Below are 20,575 nucleotides of genomic sequence, written 5' to 3'. Positions count from 1 at the left end.
ATGTCATTAATTAGTATGCACGGTGCCTGGCTCTCCTTTAGCGACGCCCCGCTTCTCGACAACGCCGAACTGCACATTGAAGATAACGAGCGGGTGTGCCTGGTAGGGCGCAACGGCGCCGGCAAATCGACCCTGATGAAGATCCTTCACCGTGAGCAGGGGCTCGACGACGGCCGCATTATTTATGAGCAGGATCTGGTGGTGGCGCGCCTGCAGCAGGATCCCCCGCGCAATGTGGAAGGCACGGTGTACGACTTCGTAGCGGAAGGCATTGCCGAGCAGGCGGTGTACCTCAAGCGCTATCACGATATCTCGCACAAGGTGATGACCGATCCGAGCGACAAAAACCTCAATGAGATGGCGAAAATCCAGGAGCAGCTCGATCACCACGGGCTGTGGCAGCTGGAAAGCCGCATCAATGAAGTGCTGGAGCAGCTGCAGCTGAACCCGGACGCCGCGCTGGCCTCGCTCTCCGGCGGCTGGCTGCGCAAGGCCGCGCTTGGCCGGGCGCTGGTGTCCGGCCCGCGGGTGCTGCTGCTGGATGAGCCTACCAACCACCTCGATATTGAAACTATCGACTGGCTGGAAGGCTTCCTGAAAACCTTTAAAGGCACCATCATCTTCATCTCGCACGACCGCTCGTTTATTCGCAATATGGCCACGCGCATTGTCGATCTCGATCGCGGCAAGCTGGTGACCTATCCCGGCAACTACGACAAATATCTGCTGGAAAAAGAAGAAGCGCTGCGCGTTGAAGAGATGCAAAACGCTGAATTTGACCGCAAGCTGGCGCAGGAAGAGGTCTGGATCCGCCAGGGTATTAAAGCGCGCCGCACCCGTAATGAAGGCCGCGTACGCGCCCTGAAAGCCATGCGCAACGAGCGCAGCGAACGCCGGGAAGTCATGGGCAGCGCCCGCATGAACGTTGAAGAGGCCAGCCGCTCGGGCAAAATCGTGTTCGAGATGGAAGATGTTAATTACCAGGTGGATGGCAAAACCCTGGTCAGAGATTTTTCTGCGCAGGTGCAGCGCGGCGATAAAATTGCCCTGATTGGTCCTAACGGCTGCGGCAAAACCACGCTGCTGAAGCTGATGCTCGGCCAGCTTGCGGCCGACAGCGGGCGTATTCACGTCGGCACCAAGCTGGAAGTGGCCTACTTCGACCAGCACCGCGCCGAGCTCGATCCGGACCGTACGGTGATGGACAACCTCGCGGAGGGCAAGCAGGAAGTGATGGTGAACGGCAAGCCGCGCCACGTGCTCGGCTACCTACAGGACTTCCTGTTCCATCCCAAGCGCGCCATGACGCCGGTGCGCGCGCTCTCCGGCGGAGAGCGCAACCGCCTGCTGCTGGCCCGGCTGTTCCTCAAGCCGAGCAACCTGCTGATCCTCGATGAACCGACCAACGATCTTGACGTTGAGACGCTGGAGCTTCTGGAAGAACTCATTGATGGCTATCAGGGCACCGTCATGCTGGTCAGCCACGATCGTCAATTCGTTGATAACACCGTCACCGAATGCTGGATTTTCGAAGGCGGCGGCCGCATTGGGCAATATGTCGGCGGCTATCACGATGCCCGCGGCCAGCAGGCGCAGTCTCATACCACCAAAGCGGCGGTCGAGGTAAAAATCAGCAAGCCCGCCGAGGTAAAAGCAGAGACTGTTAAACGCGCTGGTAACAAACTAAGCTACAAATTACAGCGCGAACTGGAACTGCTGCCGGAACAGCTTGAAGTTCTGGAAGATAACCTCGGCAAACTGCAGGCGCAGGTCGCCGATCCTGCCTTCTTCAGCCAGTCTCACGAGCAGACTCAGCAGGTGCTGGACGACATGGCGCGGGCTGAAAAAGCGCTGGAGGAGGCCTTTGAGCGCTGGGAATATCTTGAGGCGCTAAAAAATGGTAGTTAATCACTAGAGGAAAGTGCATGTGCGATCGACAGCATGCCGGGCGTCACGTTCTGTGCCCGCAGTGCGATATGCTGGTGGAATTACCGCACCTTAAGCTCGGCCATAAGGCGTCGTGCCCGCGCTGCGGTACGACGCTAACAACCCGGTGGGACAAGCCGCGAAAGCGTCCCACTGCTTATGCGCTGGCGGCGCTATTTATGCTGCTGCTGGCGAATCTCTTTCCCTTCGTCAATATGAAAGTGGCCGGCCTGACCAGCGAGATAACGTTGCTCAAGATCCCGACCATGCTTCTCAGCGACGATTACGCCAGCCTCGGCACGCTTTTTGTCCTTTTTGTGCAGTTGATACCGGCGTTTTGCCTCGCCTCCATCATATTGCTGGTCAACCGGGTGCCTTTACCGCAGGCGGTGCAGAAGTTTCTTGCCCGCTGGCTGTTCCAGCTGAAAACCTGGGGCATGACCGAGATCTTCATGGCCGGCGTTCTGGTGAGCTTTGTGAAGTTGATGGCCTACGGCGATATCGGCGTGGGCAGCAGCTTTGTTCCGCTCTGTCTGTTCTGCCTGCTGCAGCTGCGGGCGTTTCAGTGCGTTGACCGCCGCTGGCTGTGGAATGAGATCCAGCCGATGCCCGCGCCGGTGCAGCCGCTTAAAGTAGGTGTCAGCGGCCTGCGTCAGGGGCTGCGCGCCTGTTCGTGCTGTACTGCCATTCTGCCTGCCGACCAGCTGGTATGTCCGCGCTGCGGAGTGAAAGGGCACGCGAGGCGCAAAAACAGCCTGCAGTGGACCCTGGCGCTGCTGATAACGTCACTGCTCTGCTATCTGCCGGCTAATATTTTACCGGTCATGGTCACGGATCTGCTCGGTGATAAAATGCCCTCCACCATTATCGCTGGCGTGGTGCTGCTCTGGAGCGAAGGCTCTTATCCGGTCGCCGGCGTGATTTTTATCGCCAGTATTATGGTGCCGTCGCTGAAAATGATAGCTATCGGCTGGCTGTGCTTTAGCGCCAGCGGAAGAGGGCGGCGGGACAGCGAGAAGATGCACATCATTTATGAAATCGTTGAGTTTGTTGGCCGCTGGTCAATGGTTGACGTTTTTGTGATTGCCGTTCTGTCGGCGCTGGTAAGGATGGGGGGACTAATGAATATCTACCCGGCTATGGGCGCCGTCATGTTTGCGCTGGTGGTCGTCATTACCATGTTTTCAGCCATTATTTTCGATCCGCGTTTACTGTGGGATCGCGAGCCAGATTTAAGCCATGAGGAAAATTCGCAGCATGGAAAATAACAATGGAGAGGCTAAAGTGCAAAAGGTGAAGAACTGGTCGCCGGTGTGGATTTTTCCCATCGTCACCGTCCTCATCGGTGCATGGATACTCTACTATCACTACAGCCATCAGGGGCCCGAAGTCACGCTGATTACCACTAATGCTGAAGGCATTGAGGGCGGTAAAACCCGCATCAAGAGCCGCAGCGTTGACGTGGGCGTGATTGAAAGCGCGACGCTGACCGATGATTTGAACCACGTTGAAATTAAGGCGCGTCTTAATTCCGGCATGGAAAAGCTGCTGCACAGCGACACGGTATTCTGGGTGGTTAAGCCGCAGATTGGCCGCGAAGGCGTGAGCGGACTCGGGACTCTGCTCTCCGGGGCCTACGTTGAGCTTCAGCCGGGAAGCAAAGGCAGCGAGCCGAAGCGCTATGAGCTGCTGGACTCCCCGCCGCTGGCGCCGCCGGACGCGAAAGGGATCCGTATTCAGCTGGAGAGTGATAAGGCCGGACAACTTTCCGCCGGCGATCCGGTGCTGTTTCGCGGCTATCGCGTCGGCTCCGTTGAAACCAGTACTTTCAACCCGGAAAAGCGCAACATCACCTATCAGCTGTTTATCAACGCGCCGAACGATCGCCTGGTGACCACCAACGTGCGCTTCTGGAAAGACAGCGGCATCGCCGTGGATCTCTCTTCGTCCGGGATGCGTGTGGAGATGGGTTCTCTCTCAACCCTGTTTGGCGGCGGCGTGAGTTTCGACGTGCCGGAAGGGCTCGATCTGGGCCAGCCGGTTGCCAACCAAACTGCTTACCACCTGTTTGACGATCAGAAGGGTATCCAGGACTCGGTTTATACCCAGCACGTGGATTACGTCATGTTCTTCAAGGATTCGGTGCGCGGCCTGCAGCCTGGTGCGCCTGTCGAGTTCCGCGGCATTCGCCTCGGTACCGTGGCTAAAGTACCGTTCTATATGCCAGGCCTTTACCAGACGCTGAACGACGATTACCGCATTCCGGTGCTGATCCGCATTGAGCCGCAGCGCCTGGTGAGCCAGCTGCGCGACCACGGTGATGTTCGCCAGCATTTCGCCATGCTCATCAATCGCGGCATGCGCGGCTCGCTGAAAACCGGCAACCTGGTGACCGGCGCGCTGTACATCGATCTCGACTTCTATCCGAAGGCCGATAAGCCGAAATACGTTGAGTATGGCGGCTACAAGTTAATCCCAACCGTCAGCGGCGGCCTGGCGCAGATTCAGCAGCGCCTGATGGACGCGCTCGATAAGATTAACAACCTGCCTATTAATCCGATGATGCAGCAGGCAACCAACACGCTGGCGGAAAGTCAGGCAACGTTGAAGCATCTGCAGACTACGCTGGACAATCTGAACAAGATCACCGCCAGCCAGTCGATGCAGGATCTGCCGGGAGACATGCAGAAAACGCTGCGCGAGCTTAATCGCAGTATGCAGGGCTTCCAGCCGGGATCGGCGGCGTACAACAAGATGGTGGCGGATATGCAGCGCCTCGATCAGGTACTGCGCGAGCTGCAGCCGGTGCTGAAAACGCTCAACAGCAAGAGCAACGCGCTGGTGTTTGAGGCCAAAGATAAAAAAGATCCACAGCCGAAGAGGGCGAAATAATGAAAAAGTGGCTACCGTTTTGTCTGGCCTGCCTGCTGGCAGCGTGCAGCAGCGGGGAGAACAAAACTTACTACCAGCTACCCGTCTCCCAGTCCGGGCCGGGCACAACCCACGGCACGTTGACCCAGGGTCAGAACAGCCGCCTGCTGTGGGTAGAGCAGATAACCATCCCTGATTACCTCGCCGGCAACGGCGTGGTTTATCAGACCAGCGATGTGCAGTACACGATTGCCAATAACAATCTGTGGGCCAGCCCGCTGGATCAGCAGCTGCGCACGACGCTGGTGGCGAATCTGAGCCGCGAACTGCCGAACTGGGTCGTCTCCTCCCAGCCGCTGGGTAACGATCAGGATGTGCTCAACGTCAGCGTGAACGGCTTTCACGGTCGCTACGACGGGCGAGTCATCGTGAGCGGGGAGTGGTTGCTCAACCATCAGGGGCAGTTGATCAAACGGCCCTTCACCATTGAAATGAAGCAGCAGCAGGATGGCTATGATGCAATGGTTAAACTGCTGGCGGCGGCCTGGGCGCAGGAAGCCGCTGCAATAGCGCAGGAAATTAATCGCTAAGCATTAGAAAAATTCATCACTGCCTGAGCCGCAGCCGGAGAAATCCGCCTGCGGTTTTTTTTAGTTTATGGACAGCAGCTTGCCGGCCTTCGCGGTTTTTTGCTACTCGATTTGCCCCTGCTATACCTCACAAATATGACACTGGCGTGAACGTCGCACATTGACGACCGGCGCTATCCAGGTTAATCATTAGATGTGGTTGCGCATAAAGTAACCACTGTTTTCTTTTCCACCAGATCATGAAATGAGGGAAACGAGGCATGAAGAGACAAAAACGTGATCGCCTGGAACGGGCACATCACCGCGGGTACCAGGCCGGCATCGCTGGCAAGTCGAAAGAAATCTGTCCTTATCAGACCCTGAATCAAAGGTCGCACTGGCTGGGAGGCTGGCGAGAAGCCATGGAGGACAGGACAGTAATCGCCTGATGCTGTCTCTTTAAGACTAAGAAGCCTCCTGAACGGAGGCTTCGCCGTATTCTGCCAGGCGGCAGAACAGGATAATCAGAATGCGGAAGTGTCCTGGAACAGGCCTACTTTCAGGTCCGTTGCCGTATAGATCTGGCGACCATCTACCAGTACTTCACCATCGGCCAGCCCCATGATCAACCGACGGTTGATGACGCGCTTGAAGTGGATGCGGTAGGTGACTTTTTTAGCGGTCGGCAGGATCTGTCCGGTCAGTTTTACCTCACCAACGCCCAGCGCGCGGCCTTTGCCTTCGCCGCCCAGCCAGCCCAGATAGAATCCGACCAGCTGCCACATGGCATCCAGACCCAGGCAGCCCGGCATAACCGGATCGCCGATAAAGTGGCAGCCGAAGAACCACAGGTCCGGATTGATATCCAGTTCTGCTTCGACATAGCCCTTATCGTAATTGCCGCCGGTCTCTGTCATTTTGACGACGCGGTCCATCATCAGCATGTTAGGTGCCGGCAGCTGTGGGCCTTTGGCACCAAACAGTTCGCCGCGGCTTGAGGCAAGAAGGTCTTCTTTTGTATAGGATTCGCGTTTATCTACCATATTTTCAGTAAGCCTTATTTTAAGTTCGCGTCGCAGGATAGCTAACACGTGTAAGCTGAACAACTCCGATCAGTTGGAACCAAACCAGTTTAGCCAGCGTAGCGCCCACGGGCGATGACGCTCTTCCTGCTGAGTGGCCTGGGTAATTCGTTCCTGAATGGTTTGCAGCAGAGTTGTTTGACCTTCGCCATCCCAGGCTAGTCCGGTCAGTAAGGAGAGGGCATCGGCAACATGGTCAATGGCCCACAGCGTAAACTCTTCTGCTTCTACCGCGCGCTGGACATCCTCGGAGAGGCTCAGGTGGCGTACGTTAGACGCAGGAATAATTACGCCCTGTTTGCCCGTCAGTCCACGCTGCTGGCAAACGTTAAAGAAGCCTTCGATTTTTTCATTAAGGCCGCCGACCGGCTGGACGCGACCAAATTGATCGACCGAGCCGGTAATGGCCACGCTCTGGTTAATCGGTACGTTTGCCAGGGCGCTGACCAGCGCGCACAGCTCTGCCATCGAGGCACTGTCGCCGTCAACTTCGCTGTAGGACTGTTCGAAGGTCAGTGAGGCAGAGAAGGGGATCTGCTGATCGAGTCCGAGTTCCGCCATCAGGAAAGCCTGCATGATCATCATGCCCTTGGCGTGAATGTTGCCGCCGAGTTCTGCTTTGCGCTCAATGTCCATGAACTCGCCGTCGCCGAAATGCACCACGCAGCTAATGCGCGATGGCTCGCCAAAGGCGCGGGGGTGGCCGGGAAACTCAATAACCGACAGCGCGTTGACCTGGCCAATCTGCTCGCCTTCGGTTTCGATCAGGATTTGTTCGAGCAGGATCTCATCCTGCATACGCTCAGCGAGATAACCTTCGCGCCACTGGCGCTGCGCCAGCATGGTGGAAAGCTGCTCGCCAGAGAAGCGCTCGCCTTCACAAAAGGCGGCGGTTTCGCGAAGCTGGCGGGCGATCCACAGCGGAGAGAGCGGCAGCGTTTGCTGATCGCCGCTGTAGCGCGTGCCTTCCTGAATCAGTGGCGTCCACGCATCTTTATCCGGTCCTGGAAGCGACAGCTTTCCGGCCGCCTGCCACACCCACTGGCACCAGCGGCGGAGGTCGCACGCATCGACAATTTGCAGATTATCTTCGTATTCACTGTAGAGCGCGTTTTCTGCGAGCTCCGGCTCCATCTCCTGGAAGTCGGCCAGCGAATCGCGTTCGCCCACTAAAATCAGTTTTAAAGAGAGCGGCATTGAAGGAACAGATACCGGCAAAGGACGGGATTCGTCCCAGGAGAGCCAGTCAAAGCGGCCTTTGGCGACAATGTTTTTCAGGCGCATCAGCATCAGCGGCTGAGAAAGCAGCGCCCGCAGGGAGAGAACCAGGATGCCGCCGTTAGCCTGATGTACAAGGCCGGGCTGGAGCGTGACTTTGCCATTAAACTGGCGCACGCAGCCAAAAAGTTGCTCAGCCTCGATCCAGCTGGCGCTAATGACGGGACCGCTGCTGGCAAAATTATCGCTGCTCTGCTCGGCGGGGCCGACGCTAATAACGCCGTCTGCTACCGTATAGCAGACGCCGTGCAGCGCGTCGGAAGCGGGACGCATTTTCTCCGTGCGCTCTGCCAGCAGGTTTAAATAGTCGGGTTCTTCCGGTGCTTTTACCAGCAGAATATTCGCGATGCTTTGAGGATAAAGCAGCTGATCGAGCGAGTAGTGCAGACGCGGCTGCAGCTCTTCTAAGAGGGAATCGGTTTCGGTAGCCAGATCTGGCTGAGCAAATAGCGCCTCATAGGTTCCTGTATCGGGAACAAGGTCGCGCTTTAAAAGTTTAGTTATGGTCAAAGTCGCTTTTTTTGTCAGATGTAAAACGAGCGATTATACCTTAAGGTGCCATCGAGCACACGGACAATAGCTGGCATATTAGCGCGGGCTGAGGCAGATTTCTTTTCAGCAGATTAATAAAAACCTGTTATCCTGAAACGGGTTACACGGTCACATTGAGATCGCAATGAAATATCAACAACTGGAAAACCTTGAAAGCGGCTGGAAGTGGAAATACCTGGTGAAGAAGCACCGCGAAGGGGAGCTTATCACCCGCTACATTGAAACCAGCGCTGCCCGCGAGGCGGTAGATGCGTTGCTGAGTCTTGAGAATAAGCCGGTACAGGTCACTAGCTGGATAGAACAGCACATGAACCCTGCGCTGCTTAACCGCATGAAGCAGACGATTCGTGCCCGACGCAAGCGTCACTTTAATGCCGAACATCAGCACACGCGTAAGAAATCCATCGATCTTGAGTTTATGGTCTGGCAGAGGCTTGCGGGACTTGCGCAGCGCAGAGGAATGACGCTGTCGGAGACCATCGTTAAGCTTATTGAAGATGCTGAGAATAAAGAGAAATACGCCAGCAAGATGAGCAATCTTAAACAGGATTTGCAGGCGCTGCTCGGTAAGAAATAATCAACAGCCGAAAAAAAACCCCGCATCGCGGGGTTTTTTATTACTTCAAGACGGAACTTAAGCCTGCGGCTGAGTTACTACGTCTTTCAGACCTTTAACTTCGATCTCTACGCGACGATCCGGACCCAGGCAGTCGATCAGAGCTGCGCGGCCTTTCACGTTGTCACAGGTGTTGCCAGTAACCGGGTTAGATTCGCCCATGCCACGTGCAGAGATTTTGTTAGACGGGATGCCTTTAGAAACGAGGTAGTCAACAACGGACTGAGCACGTTTCTCGGACAGGCCCTGGTTGTAAGCGTCAGAACCGATACGGTCGGTGAAGCCCAGAACCACGACGGAGCCATCTTTAGGATCGATGTTGCTCAGCTGGGTGTACAGCTGATCCAGCGCCTGCTGACCTTGCGGCTTCAGGGTAGACTTGTTGAAGTTGAACAGAACGTCAGACTTCAGAGTGAAGTGCTTGGTCTGTACTTCCGGAGCCGGAGCCGGAGCCGGGATCGGAGCCGGAGCTTCGTCCTGACCGAAACGGTAGGAAACACCTACGCTCAGCAGGCCGTTGTCTGGACGGGTGCCGATTTCGCTGCGATCGCCAATGTTGTTAGTCCACTGGTATTCCAGACGGGTAGCGATCTGCGGGGTGATTGCATACTCAAGACCACCAGCGAAGACCGGAGACACACCAGTATCGTGGTCTTTGTGACGGCTGTTCAGGCTGTTAGAGGTGGTATCAGCACGGTAAACCATGCCACCCAGACGGGTGTAGATATCCAGATCGTCAACAATCGGGTAGCTGAGTTTGGTGGTCAGCTGAATGCCCTGAGCTTTGTAAGCGCCGTTCTGGCCGCCGTTTGCGTAGTTGCCTTTATACTGCATACGACCTAACCAGTCGTAGCCCAGTTCAAAACCAACGTACGGGTTTACCTGATAACCACCGTAGGCACCTGCACCCAGCTGACTTTCGTGGGTCGGACCATTGTTGTTGATGAAACCGGTGTCGTGATACTGAGACCAGCCCAGTTTACCACCAGCGTACCAGGTATTATCTTTCGGAGCGGCCTGCGCTACGGTAGCGAAGCCAGCCAGTGCCACTGCAATCGCGATAGCTGTCTTTTTCATTTTTTGCGCCTCATTATCATCCAAAAATCGCCATGAAATCGTCGAATTCACGGTTAAATCCTTCACCGGGGGCGTGACCTAATTCATTGGAACGTAGACAAGCCGATCACCCCTGGCGAAGTAAAGTCTACAACGTACTTAGAAACTTACAAGTGTGAACTCTGTCAGGCATATGAAAAAAAAGGGGTTGTATACACAATATTTAACATTTATGTTGCTTTTTTGTTCGGTATAATGTGCTGCAACCCGCACCGCACAAGACTTTACAGAAAAAAGACGCTATCAAAGAAAAGAGCGTTAAATGCGTAAAAAAATTGCTAGGAAAAGTCTTAAATTAACTTAATGATACAAATTGGTGTGAATTTTTAGTCCAGATTGCTGTCTGGCGGAATGAGGATCTGTCGTAATTGGACGCATTATGAACCCGGCCGCGCTTCCTTCTTCTGCTGCACTCGTCAGACGCATATGCTCTTCTTCCGTTAGCGGTTCGGCTATCCAGGCAATAACAACGCTGTAGTTCCCTGTGCGCAATGCGCGGATCATTGAATCAAGCGTGTTATGCGCCGACATCTGGTTTACCTGCATCACTTTTGACAGAGGCAGGCCAGAGGCTTCGACCCACTGGCGGCTAAGTTTTTGCTGTGGGGTCAACCATAGCTGCCAGCGAGACTGCTGACCAAGCTGTTGTAATAAGGGCAGCAGAAGCAGCTGAGTCATCATCGGCTGGTCTGCGCGATACAACACTTCACTAATGAGTCCGGAGGCAGTCTGTTGTGAACGATGCGCTGCAGCGGCTGACGTGATAGCTGAACGATTTGCATGGCCTGTAGTGAACATAATGAATCCCCACCCGAGTTACTGTATGGATGTACAGTATACCTCAACAGACCCTGAATCAACCCCATTTTCTGAAACCGTCTCGCAAATTTGTCTCTTATCGCCTGTCTACGGCAACTTAAACTTGCCCCGCTAATCGAAGTTACTTATTTTCCTCGTTGGTGGTTCACCTAAGAAGTTATACATCTATGTACATGATTAAAGGGAATAATCATGAAAAGAATATCATACGGCAAGATCAATAAGTCTGTGGAATATTTGTCATCATTGGGCGAGATACAGCACCGCGCGCTATTTGGTGGATACAGTCTGTCAATCGACGATACGGTGTTTGCAATGGTGCTGGAAGGGAAACTTTATCTAAGAGCCTGCGAACAAAATGCATCTTATGACGCGTCACAGCCGCACCAGTTATTAACCTTCAACCGCCGAGGGAGAGCGGTTTCGCTGAATTACTACCTGGTTGATGAAGAGGTATGGGGAGATAAACCGCTGCTGTTGCGTCTCTCGGCTCTCTCGCTGGAGAAAGCGCAAAGCGATAAATCGCAGCAGCAAAATCGCCGCGGATTAAGAAGCCTGCCTAATATCAACTGGTCTCTTGAAATGCTGTTGCTTGAAGCCGGTGTCCGGGACGAGAAAATGCTGCGGGCGCTGGGGGCAACAGCCGTCTGGTATCGACTGCGCAGGATCCGCAAAAACCTGAGTACCAGCGTTTTGCTGGCGCTAGAAGGGGCGATTACCGGAACGCATTCCGCAATGATTCCCCAGTCAAGACGTCAGTATCTTCTTGACTGGGTTAAGACGCTGGGTGACGGGCGAGGATTTAATCCGGACGCGGAATTACCTGCCGCTGAAGACGGCAAATCTCAGGAAGGAGACTCAGAATAAGCCCCACCTGCTGGAGCACCAGCGGAGCTTTAGAATCTGCTCCGGGTTCAGCTTGATGAATGCGCACCATTAATTCACCCTGGGCATTTTGCACGCGCGCTTCGGCAGCCCGTGGATGATGCAGTGCGTCATCCACATAACATACAGCATCGTCGAGCAGCGCCAGAATGTCTGAATCCGTAAGCCTTTCCCTGTGCGCTCCCAGTGCCGAAATATAGCTGGTAAACGTGTGGTTCAGGCACAGCAACCGGAATGCCGTTTCGCGCCTTTCTGCCGTAGCGTGCGGTTCTGTTGACATGTTAGAGACGACGGACGCCAGTTCCGCATCACGGTTGTAGGCGTCGCGCCGGGCGATGCGGTACGCCAGTCGGTTATCCCGCCCCTGATGATATTGTTCGAGTATGGCATCGAGATAGCGGCAGTTGGCGTTAATCGCGCGGTCCAGCACAATCGGCAAGTTGCGAAACTTCCAGTCCGGCCAGATAAAGCTGACTGCAGCCCACGCGATGGCGCAACCCACCAGCGTATCCAGTATGCGCGGCAGGGCAACTTCGAAGCCTTCGCCCAAAAGATTAAAGCAGAGCAGCACCAGCAGGGTGATAAACATCGTGGCGTGGGCGTACTGAATATTGCGAAACGCAAAGAACAGCACGCCGGTGAGCACAATCAAAATCAGCTGCCCCTCGAGGGAGGGTACCAGCAGCAGAACGGGTAATCCGATAGCGACGCCAACAAGCGTTCCTATTACCCTTAACGCCAGCCGGTGGCGTGTTGCGTTGTAGTTTGGCTGACACACAAAAAGGCTGGTAAGCAGTATCCAGTATCCGTGCTGCAGGCCGGTGAACTGTATAAATGCATAGCCTGCACAAAGCACCAGCGACATTCTGACCGCGTGGCGAAAAAGGGCCGATTCCGGCGTCATATTGCGGGTCAGGCGCAGCCAGACATCGCCGAATCCCAATAAACGATCGTCCGCCAGTTCAGTCTCGGTCGCGCCCTGGGGCATCGCCAGCTGCTGTTCGGATTCGATAGTTGCCAGCTGGGCGTCGATTGCGCGCAAATTGTTTAGCAGAAATCCCAGCGCTTTCAGCTGCTCTTTATCAGCGCCGCCTGTTCGAATTCGCTCCAGCGCCGCCTCGATGTGGGTAAAGGCGCGCTCAAAATGAGGATCGTGCTGATAGGGCGTTCGCAGCAGTATGGAACGTGAAAGCTGCTGACAGGCCTGGGACTGCATAGACAGCAGGCGCTGAAAGCGGAACATGATATCGCTGTAGCGAAAAGCATCCCGCAGAGGCTGGTACTGGACGTGCGAAGAGCTGGCCCGCTCGTGGATATCCTGGGCGACAAAATAGTACTGCAGCGTGCGGCGCGTGCTGCGCTGGCCGCGATCGCCGCGCAGGCGCGTCAGCAGTGAAGCTTTCGTCTGGTTCAGGGTTGCCACCAGCTGTCCGTTGGCAATGGCCAGTTCATAGAGCGGGGACTGACTGTCCTGCTCAATATCTGGATCGAACAGCCGGGATTTCAGCTCAAGATACTGGGCCAGGCGATCGTAGCTGCGGGCGAGATTATCCTGCAGCGGGCGGATGGGGAAAATAACGTGCCCGATAAGGGTCAGCGCGTTGTACCAGACCGCGCCGGCAATCAGCATGACAGGCTGCTGATACCAGTGCTGATACAACGAGACGCCGAGCATTGTGTATATCGCGATCAGCAGCGCGCCAAAAGCGATGGTGGCATACCGCTGGCCGAGGCCGCCCAGCAAAATAAAGCCGCTGGTAGATATCGCAAGGCCCACGCCAAACGCCCAGGGCCAGGGGAAAAGCAGCTCAACGGAGGCTGAAGCAATAAAGAAACAGACCAGCGTGATAATGAGATTAATCAGCCGGCCGCTCAGTCGATCGTCAAGGTCGGTAAGCGCCGCGGCAACGACGCCAAGCGTCAGCGGAATTGTCAGCTTAACGTCCCCGAGGAACCAGGGCAGGGCGGTGGTTCCCAGAAGGGCGAGAAAAATTCTGACGTTATAAAGCCAGGTGCTGTTGCAGGTATAGCGTCTGATTAGCGGGCTCAGCATGCTTAATGTTGTTCCCGATTACTGAAAGCGGCTGCGGGCGTTATTTTCGCGCGCGGCTCTGGCAACTTCCACGGGCACTACACGGCGGCCCACAGGCCAGAGGGCGATAGCGGCAATTTTGAAGTTGGCAAGGCCCACCGGGATACCGATGATGGTGACGCACTGGGCTATTCCGGCGGCAATATGGGTCAGGCACAGCCACCAGCCAAACAGCACCAGCCATAGAATATTCAGAAAAGTACCGCCCGCATTGAGCACGTTGCTTTTATCGGCCGGATTAAGTTCATCAACGTGAATAGCTTCGTTGCCGAAAGGCAGAAAGGAGAGTTTGGTTATTTCCCAGCAGGAGCGGGTTAAAGGCCAGGTGATCACCAGTAAAAGACTGATCAGCGTCGCCAGCAGCCAGCCCAGCGTTGTGGCGAAGCCGCCGAGGACAAAGTTCAAAATATTCAGGATGGTACGCATATGACCTCAATTCAGTCCAGTTAATCGGAAGGCCTGCCAATTGTATCTAATTTTTAGGCTGGAGCACCTGATATCTGGCAGTTACACTGTCAGCATTGAGCATTATTCCGGGATTTGGCAAGACATGGAACTTAAAGCAACCTCGCTTGGCAAGCGGATGGCCCAGCACCCTTACGATCGCGTTGAGCTCCTGCACGCAGGCGTTAAAGTCTCTGGCGATCGCCACGAGTACCTGCTCCCTTTCAATCAGCTGCTGGCTATTCACTGCAAGCGGGGCCTGGTATGGGGCGAGCTGGAGTTCGTACTGCCTGATGAAAAAGTCGTGCGCCTGCACGGGACGGAGTGGGGCGATACCCAGCGCTTTTATCACCATCTGCAGAGCCGCTGGCAGCAGTGGAGCAGTGAAATGAGTGAAGTGGCTGCCGGGGTTCTTCAGCAGCAGCTTACCGATATTACCCGCGCCAGCGCGGACGGCAAGTGGCTTACCCGCAGCGCCGTAGAACATATTCGACAAAAAATCACTCGCGCCCTCGAAGCGCTGCCTTTCCCCGTCAGCCGGCTTGAGTCCTTTGACAACTGCCGGGAGCTCTGGCGGCAGTGCCGGGGCTGGCTGGAGGATATTGAGGCCAGCAGGCTGGCGCACAATCAGGCATTTACCGAGGCGATGCTCTCGCAGTATGGCGCTTTTTTTGACTCTGTAGAATCATCGCCGTTGAACGATGCGCAGGCGCGGGCGGTGGTGAACGGGGAGCGCGCTTTGCTGGTGCTTGCCGGTGCCGGCAGCGGCAAAACGTCGGTGCTGGTGGCGCGCGCTGGCTGGCTAATGGCCCGCGGTGAAGCCACGGCGGAGCAGATCCTGCTGCTGGCTTTTGGCCGCAAGGCTGCTGAGGAGATGGACGATCGCATCCGCGAGCGTCTGCACACCGAGTCCATCAGCGCGAAAACGTTTCACGCTCTGGCTTTGCACATTATCCAGCAGGGAAGTAAAAAGGTGCCGTCTATCAGCAGGCTGGAAAATGACGCAGCGGCGAGGCAGGCGCTGCTCGTTGAATGCTGGCAGCAGCAGTGCAGTGAGAAAAAAGCGCAGGCAAAAGGCTGGCGGCAGTGGCTGGACGAGGAGATGGACTGGAGTCTGCCCGAAGGCGACTACTGGCAGGACGAAAAAGTGGTGCGCCGTATGGGCAGCCGCCTCGATCGCTGGGTATCACTCATGAGAATGCACGGCGGTTCCCAGGCCGAAATGATCGCCAGCGCGCCGGAGGAGATCCGCGAGCTGTTTGGCAAGCGCGTTAAGCTTATGGCTCCTCTACTGAAGGCCTGGAAAACGGCATTAAAAGATGAAGGCGCGGTGGATTTTTCGGGACTCATCCACCAGGCCATTAACGTGCTGGAGAAGGGACGATTTATCAGCCCGTGGAAGCATATTCTGGTGGATGAGTTTCAGGATATCTCGCCGCAGCGGGCGGCGCTGCTGGCTGCCTTACGTAAGCAGAATACCCAGACAACCCTGTTTGCAGTGGGGGACGACTGGCAGGCTATTTACCGTTTCAGCGGGGCGCAGCTATCGCTGACCACGGCGTTCAACCACTATTTTGGCGAAGGCGACAGCTGCTCGCTGGATACTACGTATCGCTTCAACGGCCGGATTGGCGATATTGCCAACCGGTTCATTCAGCAAAACCCGCACCAGCTGGCAAAACCGCTCAATAGCCTGCTGGCGGGAGATAAAAATGCGGTAACGCTGCTACCGGACGATAAGCTCGACGCACTGCTGGATAAACTTAGCGGCTACGTTAAACCCGACCAGCGGATCCTGATCCTGGGGCGCTATCACTACCTGAAACCGCAGGCGCTGGAGAAAGCCGCCACCCGCTGGCCGAAACTCAATCTCGATTATATGACGATCCACGCCAGCAAGGGCCAGCAGGCGGATTACGTGATTATCGTCGGCCTGCAGGAGGGACAGGATGCATTTCCCGCGCCTGCACGCGAATCCATTATGGAAGACGCGCTGCTGCCGCAGCCGGAGGATTTCCCCGACGCCGAGGAGCGGCGCCTGCTGTACGTGGCGCTAACCCGGACACGCCATCGCGTGTGGCTGCTGTACAGCAAGGACGCACCATCGCCCTTCGTCGATGCGTTGAGCGATCTCGGCGTGCCGACGGCGCGTCGGCCCTGAGACTTTACTTAAGGCGCTCTGCCAGGTAGCGCTGGTAGTCGGGGATCTGAATATCCATTTCAACGCTAAATTTCGGCGACTGGATAATGAGATCGGCGGTGGCAACGTTGGTGGCAACCGGAATATTCCACAGCGTTGCCAGACGCAGCAGCGCCTTAACATCCGGGTCGTGAGGAACGGCATTCAGCGGATCCCAGAAGAAAATCATCACGTCGATTTTTCCTTCGGCGATCATGGCGCCCACCTGCTGATCGCCGCCCATCGGGCCGCTCAGCATGGCATTGACTTCAAGCCCGGTGGCAAGCTGAACCAGATTCCCGGTGGTTCCGGTACCAAACAGGACGTGCTGCGACAGCAGCGACTGATGGCGCTCCACCCAGCCTTTCAGCATTTGCTTGCAGTGATCGTGTGCCACCAGAGCGATGTGTTTGCGGCCGGGAAGCGTGCGCGTAGTCAGTTCCATAATCATTTTCCAGATAATCCAGACAATAAAGAGGCTGACAGATTACTGCATGGGTTTGGTGCTGCAAGCGGTTCGTTTAAAAATATCCTGCGTCAGGTCATGGTAATAATGCATCGGGTGCCTGTTTCGCAAGCGCCGGTAAATGGTAGGCCGCCCGGGTTTGGCGTACACTTTGTAAAACAGCCCGGAGGATATAATGAACCAACACGACATTGCCGCCATTCTCACTGATACGCGTACCATCGCTCTGGTTGGCGCCAGTGATAAACCGGATCGCCCCAGTTACCGGGTGATGAAGTACCTGCTCGATCAGGGCTATCGCGTTATCCCGGTATCGCCGAAAGTGGCCAACACCACGTTGCTCGGACAGAAAGGATATGCAACCCTTGCCGATGTTCCAGAAAAAATTGATATGGTTGATGTTTTTCGTAATTCCGACGCTGCCTGGGGCGTGGCTCAGGAAGCGATTGCCGTCGGCGCCAAAACGCTGTGGCTGCAGCTGGGCGTGATTAATGAGCAGGCTGCGGTGCTGGCAAGCGATGCCGGATTAAACGTGGTCATGGATAAATGCCCGGCAATTGAAATTCCGCGGCTGGGGCTGGCAAAGTAACAGGCATCTGGCGAAGAGATAAAAAAACGCCAGGCGAGCTGGCGTTTTATCAGTTGCGCAGGCGCGGAGCCTGCAGCTGCTGGCGGATGGTTTGTGCCAGCTCGTCCATCGAAGGCTGCTCCGGATGTTCATCGCGGGGCTCGCCCTGAAGCTGGGCCTCTGCAAGATAGGTATGCACCGGCTGGCCCTCGTCATCTTCCATCACCACGTGATACCACGGGGCCGCGCGCAGCGCGTCGTTATCCGCGATCTCGTCTGCCCCTGGGGCATCAAGAGAATATTCGGGGTCAATGTCAACAATGACGCCCAGATATCCCAGCAGGGAGTGGCGTACCTGCTGGCCGAGACCAAATTTACTGGCAATCATCATTGTCATACCTCCCGAAAAAAGATTGCATACGCTCAATATGCGGGCAATCCTTTACATTTCAAGTTACATGACCCGGCAGGCAAATCCTTTCAGATAGAGCCCTTCCGGATAGGTCGCGATCACCGGATGGTCAGCGGCCTGGCGGAACTGCTCGATAAATTGTACGTCGCGCCCGGCGTCAACCGCGGCATCGGCGACAATTTTCTGGAATAACTCGGTGGTCATCAGTCCGGAGCAGGAGAAGGTCAGCAGCACACCGCCGGGATTGAGCAGCTGAATAGCCAGCATATTAATATCTTTATAGCCGCGGCAGGCGCCCTGAAGCTGATTCTTGTTTTCGACAAATTTCGGCGGGTCCATCACGATTACGTCGAACTTTTCGCCCTGATCGCGGTATTTACGCAGCAGCTTAAACACGTCGTCGCGGATAAATTCCGCTTTGCTCAGATCGAGCTGGTTAAGCTCAATATTTTTCTTCGCCACGTCCAGCGCGTCCTGGGAGGTATCCACGCTGGTCACCTGGCGGCAGCTGCCCATCAGCGCGGAGACCGCAAAACCGCCGGTATAGGAGAAGCAGTTCAGCACGCGCTTGTCGGCAACATAGCGGCGGGTGGCGAGGCGGCTGTCGCGCTGGTCGAGGTAATAGCCGGTTTTGTGGCCGCCCTGGATATCGACCAGCAGCTTCATGCCGTTTTCTTCAATAGGCAGCAGGGCCGGCGGGATCTCCCCGGTAACCGGGCCCTGGGCCAGCTCAAGACCTTCTTTTTTACGTACGGCAACGTCGCTGCGATCGTAAATGGCGCACTCTGGATAAAGGGTCTGCAGCGCGCTTATCAGCGCCGCCCGCTGATATTCTGCCCCGGCGCTGAGAAGCTGGAGTACCAGAAAACTGCCGAAGCGGTCGATGGTGATGCCGGGCAGCCCGTCAGACTCGCCGGCAATCAGCCGGTAGCTGTCGAGCCCGTCTTTTTCCGCCAGCCAGTCGCGCCAGGTTTGGGCCTGGCGCAGGCGGCGTTCGAAGAAGGCAATATCCACAGACTCGTCTTTATCAAATGTCCACACGCGGGCGCGTATTTGCGAGGCCGGCGAGAAGGCGCCGCGCGCTAACCATTTTCCCTGGCTATCAACGATATCAACAGTCTCTCCCGAGGAGGCTTTGCCTTCCATGCGCGCGACCGCGCCGGAGAAGACCCAGGGATGGCGGCGCAGAAGCGACTTCTCGCGGCCTTTGGCTAACACTAAACGTACACTCATAATTTGCTATTCTGACAATAAAAGAAAATGGGCGCCATTCTCCCACGTCAGGCGGGAAATGCAACGCGCAAGGGGATCCGAAGGAGATAATCATGGCACAGAGTTGTACGATAGCGTGGATTTACGGCCGCGTTCAGGGCGTGGGGTTTCGCTACAGTACCCAGCGCGAGGCGCTCAGGCTGGGGCTTTCAGGCTACGCCCGCAATCTGGATGATGGCAGCGTGGAAGTGCTGGCCTGCGGTCAGGAGGCGCACGTTGAGGCGCTGCTCGACTGGCTGAAAGCCGGCGGCCCGCGCAGTGCCAGAGTGGATAAGGTGTTGACGGAGCCGCACCGGCCCGAAAAAGCGTGGGCCGATTTTTCTATTCGCTATTAAATGCACTTTACCGGCTTGGGCAGGCCGGCAATTTTGGTCGCCTGCTTGGCGGGGCCCTTTGGAAAGAGGCGGTACAGGTAGCGGCTGTTGCCTTTCTCCTCGCCGAACTTGTTCGCCATTGCCTTGACCAGCATGCGAATGGCGGGTGAGGTATTGAACTCCAGATAAAAATCCCGCACGAAGCGCACCACTTCCCAGTGCTCGGGGGAGAGCGTGATGGCTTCTTTCTGCGCGATGGCTTCCGCCAGCGCGTCGCTCCACTGGCTGCTCTCTTTCAGATAACCTTCGCTATCCGTCTCAATTTCTACACCGTCTAACATCAGCATGGTTGTTCATTACACCTGTTTAAAAACCGCGGCATTGTAGCAAAAAAGAAGGCCCCGCATAAGCGAGGCCTGAAATACGGTACTGCTGCGAAGTTTAGTCGCGGCTGGCGAAGCCCAGAATGCTCAGCAGGCTGACAAAGATGTTGTACAGCGAGACGTACAGGCTAACGGTCGCGCGAATATAGTTGGTTTCGCCGCCGTGGATGATATTGCTGGTCTCAAACAGGATGGCGCCGGAAGAGATCAGAATAAATACCGCGCTGATGGCCAGATGCAGCGCCGGCAGCTGCAGGAAAATATTCGCCACCATACCAATCAGCACCACCACAATGCCCGCCATCAGCATGCCGCCGAGGAAGGACATATCCTTACGCGTGGTCAGCACGTAGGCTGAACAGCTGAAGAAGACCAGTGCCGTGCCGCCCAGCGCCAGCCCGATAACGTCGCCCATGCCCGCAGACAGGAAAGTATTCAGCATTGGGCCAAGGATGTAGCCGAGAAAGCCGGTAAACGCGAAGGCGGCCAGAATACCGGAAGGCTTGTTGGCCAGTTTATAGGTTAAAAACATCAGACCGTACATGCCGACCAGCGTGAGGATAAGCCCCGGAGATGGCAGCATCAGTACCGTACTGGCAGTAGCGGTTATGGCGGAAAAGGCCAGCGTTAAGCTCAGCAGGAAATAGGTATTGCGCAGAACTTTGTGCGTGCTCAGCAGCGATGACCGGTCACGCGACGATGTAATAATACGATCCATGATTCACTCTCAC

The 20,575-nt window shown here is 55.8% G+C and carries 21 protein-coding genes; 10 read left to right on the top strand and 11 right to left on the bottom strand.

The features are described from left to right. From QZ766_RS22270 to rmf, 5 genes are all read left to right on the top strand, one after another. Nucleotides 1-1,908, top strand: a complete 1,908-nt coding sequence (locus QZ766_RS22270; RefSeq protein ID WP_297207463.1) for an ABC transporter ATP-binding protein — start codon at nt 1-3, stop codon at nt 1,906-1,908. Nucleotides 1,909-1,925: 17 nt separating this feature from the next. Beyond that, nucleotides 1,926-3,194 (top strand): membrane integrity-associated transporter subunit PqiA, encoded by a 1,269-nt coding sequence (gene pqiA, locus QZ766_RS22265; RefSeq protein ID WP_297207460.1) that lies wholly within the window; start codon nt 1,926-1,928, stop codon nt 3,192-3,194. Next, nucleotides 3,184-4,818, top strand: a complete 1,635-nt coding sequence (pqiB, locus tag QZ766_RS22260; protein WP_297207457.1) for an intermembrane transport protein PqiB — start codon at nt 3,184-3,186, stop codon at nt 4,816-4,818. Before pqiA ends, pqiB begins: the two co-directional genes overlap by 11 nt. Then, nucleotides 4,818-5,387, top strand: a complete 570-nt coding sequence (gene pqiC, locus QZ766_RS22255; protein ID WP_297207455.1) for a membrane integrity-associated transporter subunit PqiC — start codon at nt 4,818-4,820, stop codon at nt 5,385-5,387. Before pqiB ends, pqiC begins: the two co-directional genes overlap by 1 nt. A 260-nt stretch (nt 5,388-5,647) precedes the next feature. Next, entirely contained in the window at nt 5,648-5,815 is a 168-nt protein-coding gene (gene rmf / locus QZ766_RS22250; RefSeq protein ID WP_297207452.1) for a ribosome modulation factor, read from the top strand. Between the two features lie 75 nt (nt 5,816-5,890). Here the strand turns inward: rmf and fabA are convergent, their stop codons facing one another. Both fabA and QZ766_RS22240 read right to left on the bottom strand, forming a co-directional pair. Beyond that, a complete protein-coding gene (fabA, locus tag QZ766_RS22245; protein WP_297207449.1) occupies nt 5,891-6,409 on the bottom strand; it encodes a bifunctional 3-hydroxydecanoyl-ACP dehydratase/trans-2-decenoyl-ACP isomerase in 519 nt (172 codons plus the stop codon). Nucleotides 6,410-6,478: 69 nt separating this feature from the next. Next, a complete protein-coding gene (locus QZ766_RS22240; RefSeq protein ID WP_297207446.1) occupies nt 6,479-8,236 on the bottom strand; it encodes a Lon protease family protein in 1,758 nt (585 codons plus the stop codon). Nucleotides 8,237-8,402: 166 nt separating this feature from the next. Between QZ766_RS22240 and matP the strand changes: the two genes are divergently transcribed. Continuing rightward, on the top strand, nt 8,403-8,855 hold the full coding sequence (gene matP, locus QZ766_RS22235; RefSeq protein ID WP_297207444.1) for a macrodomain Ter protein MatP: 453 nt from the start codon (nt 8,403-8,405) through the stop codon (nt 8,853-8,855). A 57-nt stretch (nt 8,856-8,912) separates the two neighbouring features. Here matP and ompA read toward each other — a convergent pair whose 3' ends face one another. Together ompA and sulA are read right to left on the bottom strand one after the other, a co-directional pair. Then, a complete protein-coding gene (ompA, locus tag QZ766_RS22230) occupies nt 8,913-9,971 on the bottom strand; it encodes a porin OmpA (RefSeq protein ID WP_297207442.1) in 1,059 nt (352 codons plus the stop codon). Nucleotides 9,972-10,310: 339 nt separating this feature from the next. Next, entirely contained in the window at nt 10,311-10,808 is a 498-nt protein-coding gene (gene sulA / locus QZ766_RS22225) for an SOS-induced cell division inhibitor SulA (protein ID WP_297207441.1), read from the bottom strand. A gap of 213 nt (nt 10,809-11,021) precedes the next feature. Here sulA and QZ766_RS22220 point away from each other — a divergent pair, with 213 nt between their 5' ends. Next, nucleotides 11,022-11,696 carry a TfoX/Sxy family DNA transformation protein gene (locus tag QZ766_RS22220; protein WP_297207439.1) on the top strand — a complete coding sequence of 225 codons (675 nt, stop codon included), beginning with the start codon at nt 11,022-11,024 and terminating at the stop codon, nt 11,694-11,696. Here the strand turns inward: QZ766_RS22220 and yccS are convergent. Then, entirely contained in the window at nt 11,632-13,767 is a 2,136-nt protein-coding gene (gene yccS / locus QZ766_RS22215; RefSeq protein ID WP_297207437.1) for a YccS family putative transporter, read from the bottom strand. The genes QZ766_RS22220 and yccS overlap by 65 nt on opposite strands. Before the next feature lie 18 nt (nt 13,768-13,785). Continuing rightward, nucleotides 13,786-14,232, bottom strand: a complete 447-nt coding sequence (locus QZ766_RS22210; RefSeq protein ID WP_297207434.1) for a YccF domain-containing protein — start codon at nt 14,230-14,232, stop codon at nt 13,786-13,788. A gap of 124 nt (nt 14,233-14,356) precedes the next feature. Between QZ766_RS22210 and helD the strand changes: the two genes are divergently transcribed. After that, entirely contained in the window at nt 14,357-16,411 is a 2,055-nt protein-coding gene (helD, locus tag QZ766_RS22205) for a DNA helicase IV (RefSeq protein WP_297207431.1), read from the top strand. A 4-nt stretch (nt 16,412-16,415) separates the two neighbouring features. Here helD and mgsA read toward each other — a convergent pair whose 3' ends face one another. Then, on the bottom strand, nt 16,416-16,874 hold the full coding sequence (gene mgsA, locus QZ766_RS22200; protein ID WP_297207428.1) for a methylglyoxal synthase: 459 nt from the start codon (nt 16,872-16,874) through the stop codon (nt 16,416-16,418). Nucleotides 16,875-17,070: 196 nt separating this feature from the next. Between mgsA and QZ766_RS22195 the strand changes: the two genes are divergently transcribed. Further along, complete coding sequence (locus QZ766_RS22195; RefSeq protein WP_297207426.1) at nt 17,071-17,484, top strand: CoA-binding protein; 414 nt, start codon at nt 17,071-17,073, stop codon at nt 17,482-17,484. 49 nt (nt 17,485-17,533) lie between these two features. Here QZ766_RS22195 and hspQ read toward each other — a convergent pair whose 3' ends face one another. Together hspQ and rlmI are read right to left on the bottom strand one after the other, a co-directional pair. Beyond that, on the bottom strand, nt 17,534-17,851 hold the full coding sequence (gene hspQ / locus QZ766_RS22190) for a heat shock protein HspQ (RefSeq protein WP_297207486.1): 318 nt from the start codon (nt 17,849-17,851) through the stop codon (nt 17,534-17,536). Between the two features lie 66 nt (nt 17,852-17,917). Beyond that, a complete protein-coding gene (gene rlmI, locus QZ766_RS22185; protein ID WP_297207424.1) occupies nt 17,918-19,108 on the bottom strand; it encodes a 23S rRNA (cytosine(1962)-C(5))-methyltransferase RlmI in 1,191 nt (396 codons plus the stop codon). Nucleotides 19,109-19,200: 92 nt separating this feature from the next. On the opposite strand from rlmI, the gene yccX reads away from it, so the two are divergent. After that, complete coding sequence (yccX, locus tag QZ766_RS22180; RefSeq protein WP_297207422.1) at nt 19,201-19,482, top strand: acylphosphatase; 282 nt, start codon at nt 19,201-19,203, stop codon at nt 19,480-19,482. Here the strand turns inward: yccX and tusE are convergent. Continuing rightward, on the bottom strand, nt 19,479-19,808 hold the full coding sequence (tusE, locus tag QZ766_RS22175; protein WP_297207420.1) for a sulfurtransferase TusE: 330 nt from the start codon (nt 19,806-19,808) through the stop codon (nt 19,479-19,481). The genes yccX and tusE overlap by 4 nt on opposite strands. Before the next feature lie 94 nt (nt 19,809-19,902). Then, on the bottom strand, nt 19,903-20,562 hold the full coding sequence (gene yccA, locus QZ766_RS22170) for an FtsH protease modulator YccA (protein WP_297207418.1): 660 nt from the start codon (nt 20,560-20,562) through the stop codon (nt 19,903-19,905). Nucleotides 20,563-20,575 lie beyond the last annotated feature (13 nt).

Source organism: uncultured Pluralibacter sp., assembly GCF_913775985.1.
GTDB lineage: Bacteria > Pseudomonadota > Gammaproteobacteria > Enterobacterales > Enterobacteriaceae > Pluralibacter.
Note: the sequence above shows the minus strand (reverse complement) of the source record. Positions and strands in the feature narration are given on the sequence as shown.

Coding starts and splice junctions, on each gene's coding strand:
- QZ766_RS22270 (WP_297207463.1), top strand. CDS start 1: ATGTCATTAATTAGTATGCACGGTGCCTGGCTCTCCTTTAGCGACGCC.
- pqiA (WP_297207460.1), top strand. CDS start 1,926: ATGTGCGATCGACAGCATGCCGGGCGTCACGTTCTGTGCCCGCAGTGC.
- pqiB (WP_297207457.1), top strand. CDS start 3,184: ATGGAAAATAACAATGGAGAGGCTAAAGTGCAAAAGGTGAAGAACTGG.
- pqiC (WP_297207455.1), top strand. CDS start 4,818: ATGAAAAAGTGGCTACCGTTTTGTCTGGCCTGCCTGCTGGCAGCGTGC.
- rmf (WP_297207452.1), top strand. CDS start 5,648: ATGAAGAGACAAAAACGTGATCGCCTGGAACGGGCACATCACCGCGGG.
- fabA (WP_297207449.1), bottom strand. CDS start 6,409: ATGGTAGATAAACGCGAATCCTATACAAAAGAAGACCTTCTTGCCTCA.
- matP (WP_297207444.1), top strand. CDS start 8,403: ATGAAATATCAACAACTGGAAAACCTTGAAAGCGGCTGGAAGTGGAAA.
- ompA (WP_297207442.1), bottom strand. CDS start 9,971: ATGAAAAAGACAGCTATCGCGATTGCAGTGGCACTGGCTGGCTTCGCT.
- sulA (WP_297207441.1), bottom strand. CDS start 10,808: ATGTTCACTACAGGCCATGCAAATCGTTCAGCTATCACGTCAGCCGCT.
- QZ766_RS22220 (WP_297207439.1), top strand. CDS start 11,022: ATGAAAAGAATATCATACGGCAAGATCAATAAGTCTGTGGAATATTTG.
- yccS (WP_297207437.1), bottom strand. CDS start 13,767: ATGCTGAGCCCGCTAATCAGACGCTATACCTGCAACAGCACCTGGCTT.
- QZ766_RS22210 (WP_297207434.1), bottom strand. CDS start 14,232: ATGCGTACCATCCTGAATATTTTGAACTTTGTCCTCGGCGGCTTCGCC.
- helD (WP_297207431.1), top strand. CDS start 14,357: ATGGAACTTAAAGCAACCTCGCTTGGCAAGCGGATGGCCCAGCACCCT.
- mgsA (WP_297207428.1), bottom strand. CDS start 16,874: ATGGAACTGACTACGCGCACGCTTCCCGGCCGCAAACACATCGCTCTG.
- QZ766_RS22195 (WP_297207426.1), top strand. CDS start 17,071: ATGAACCAACACGACATTGCCGCCATTCTCACTGATACGCGTACCATC.
- hspQ (WP_297207486.1), bottom strand. CDS start 17,851: ATGATTGCCAGTAAATTTGGTCTCGGCCAGCAGGTACGCCACTCCCTG.
- rlmI (WP_297207424.1), bottom strand. CDS start 19,108: ATGAGTGTACGTTTAGTGTTAGCCAAAGGCCGCGAGAAGTCGCTTCTG.
- yccX (WP_297207422.1), top strand. CDS start 19,201: ATGGCACAGAGTTGTACGATAGCGTGGATTTACGGCCGCGTTCAGGGC.
- tusE (WP_297207420.1), bottom strand. CDS start 19,808: ATGCTGATGTTAGACGGTGTAGAAATTGAGACGGATAGCGAAGGTTAT.
- yccA (WP_297207418.1), bottom strand. CDS start 20,562: ATGGATCGTATTATTACATCGTCGCGTGACCGGTCATCGCTGCTGAGC.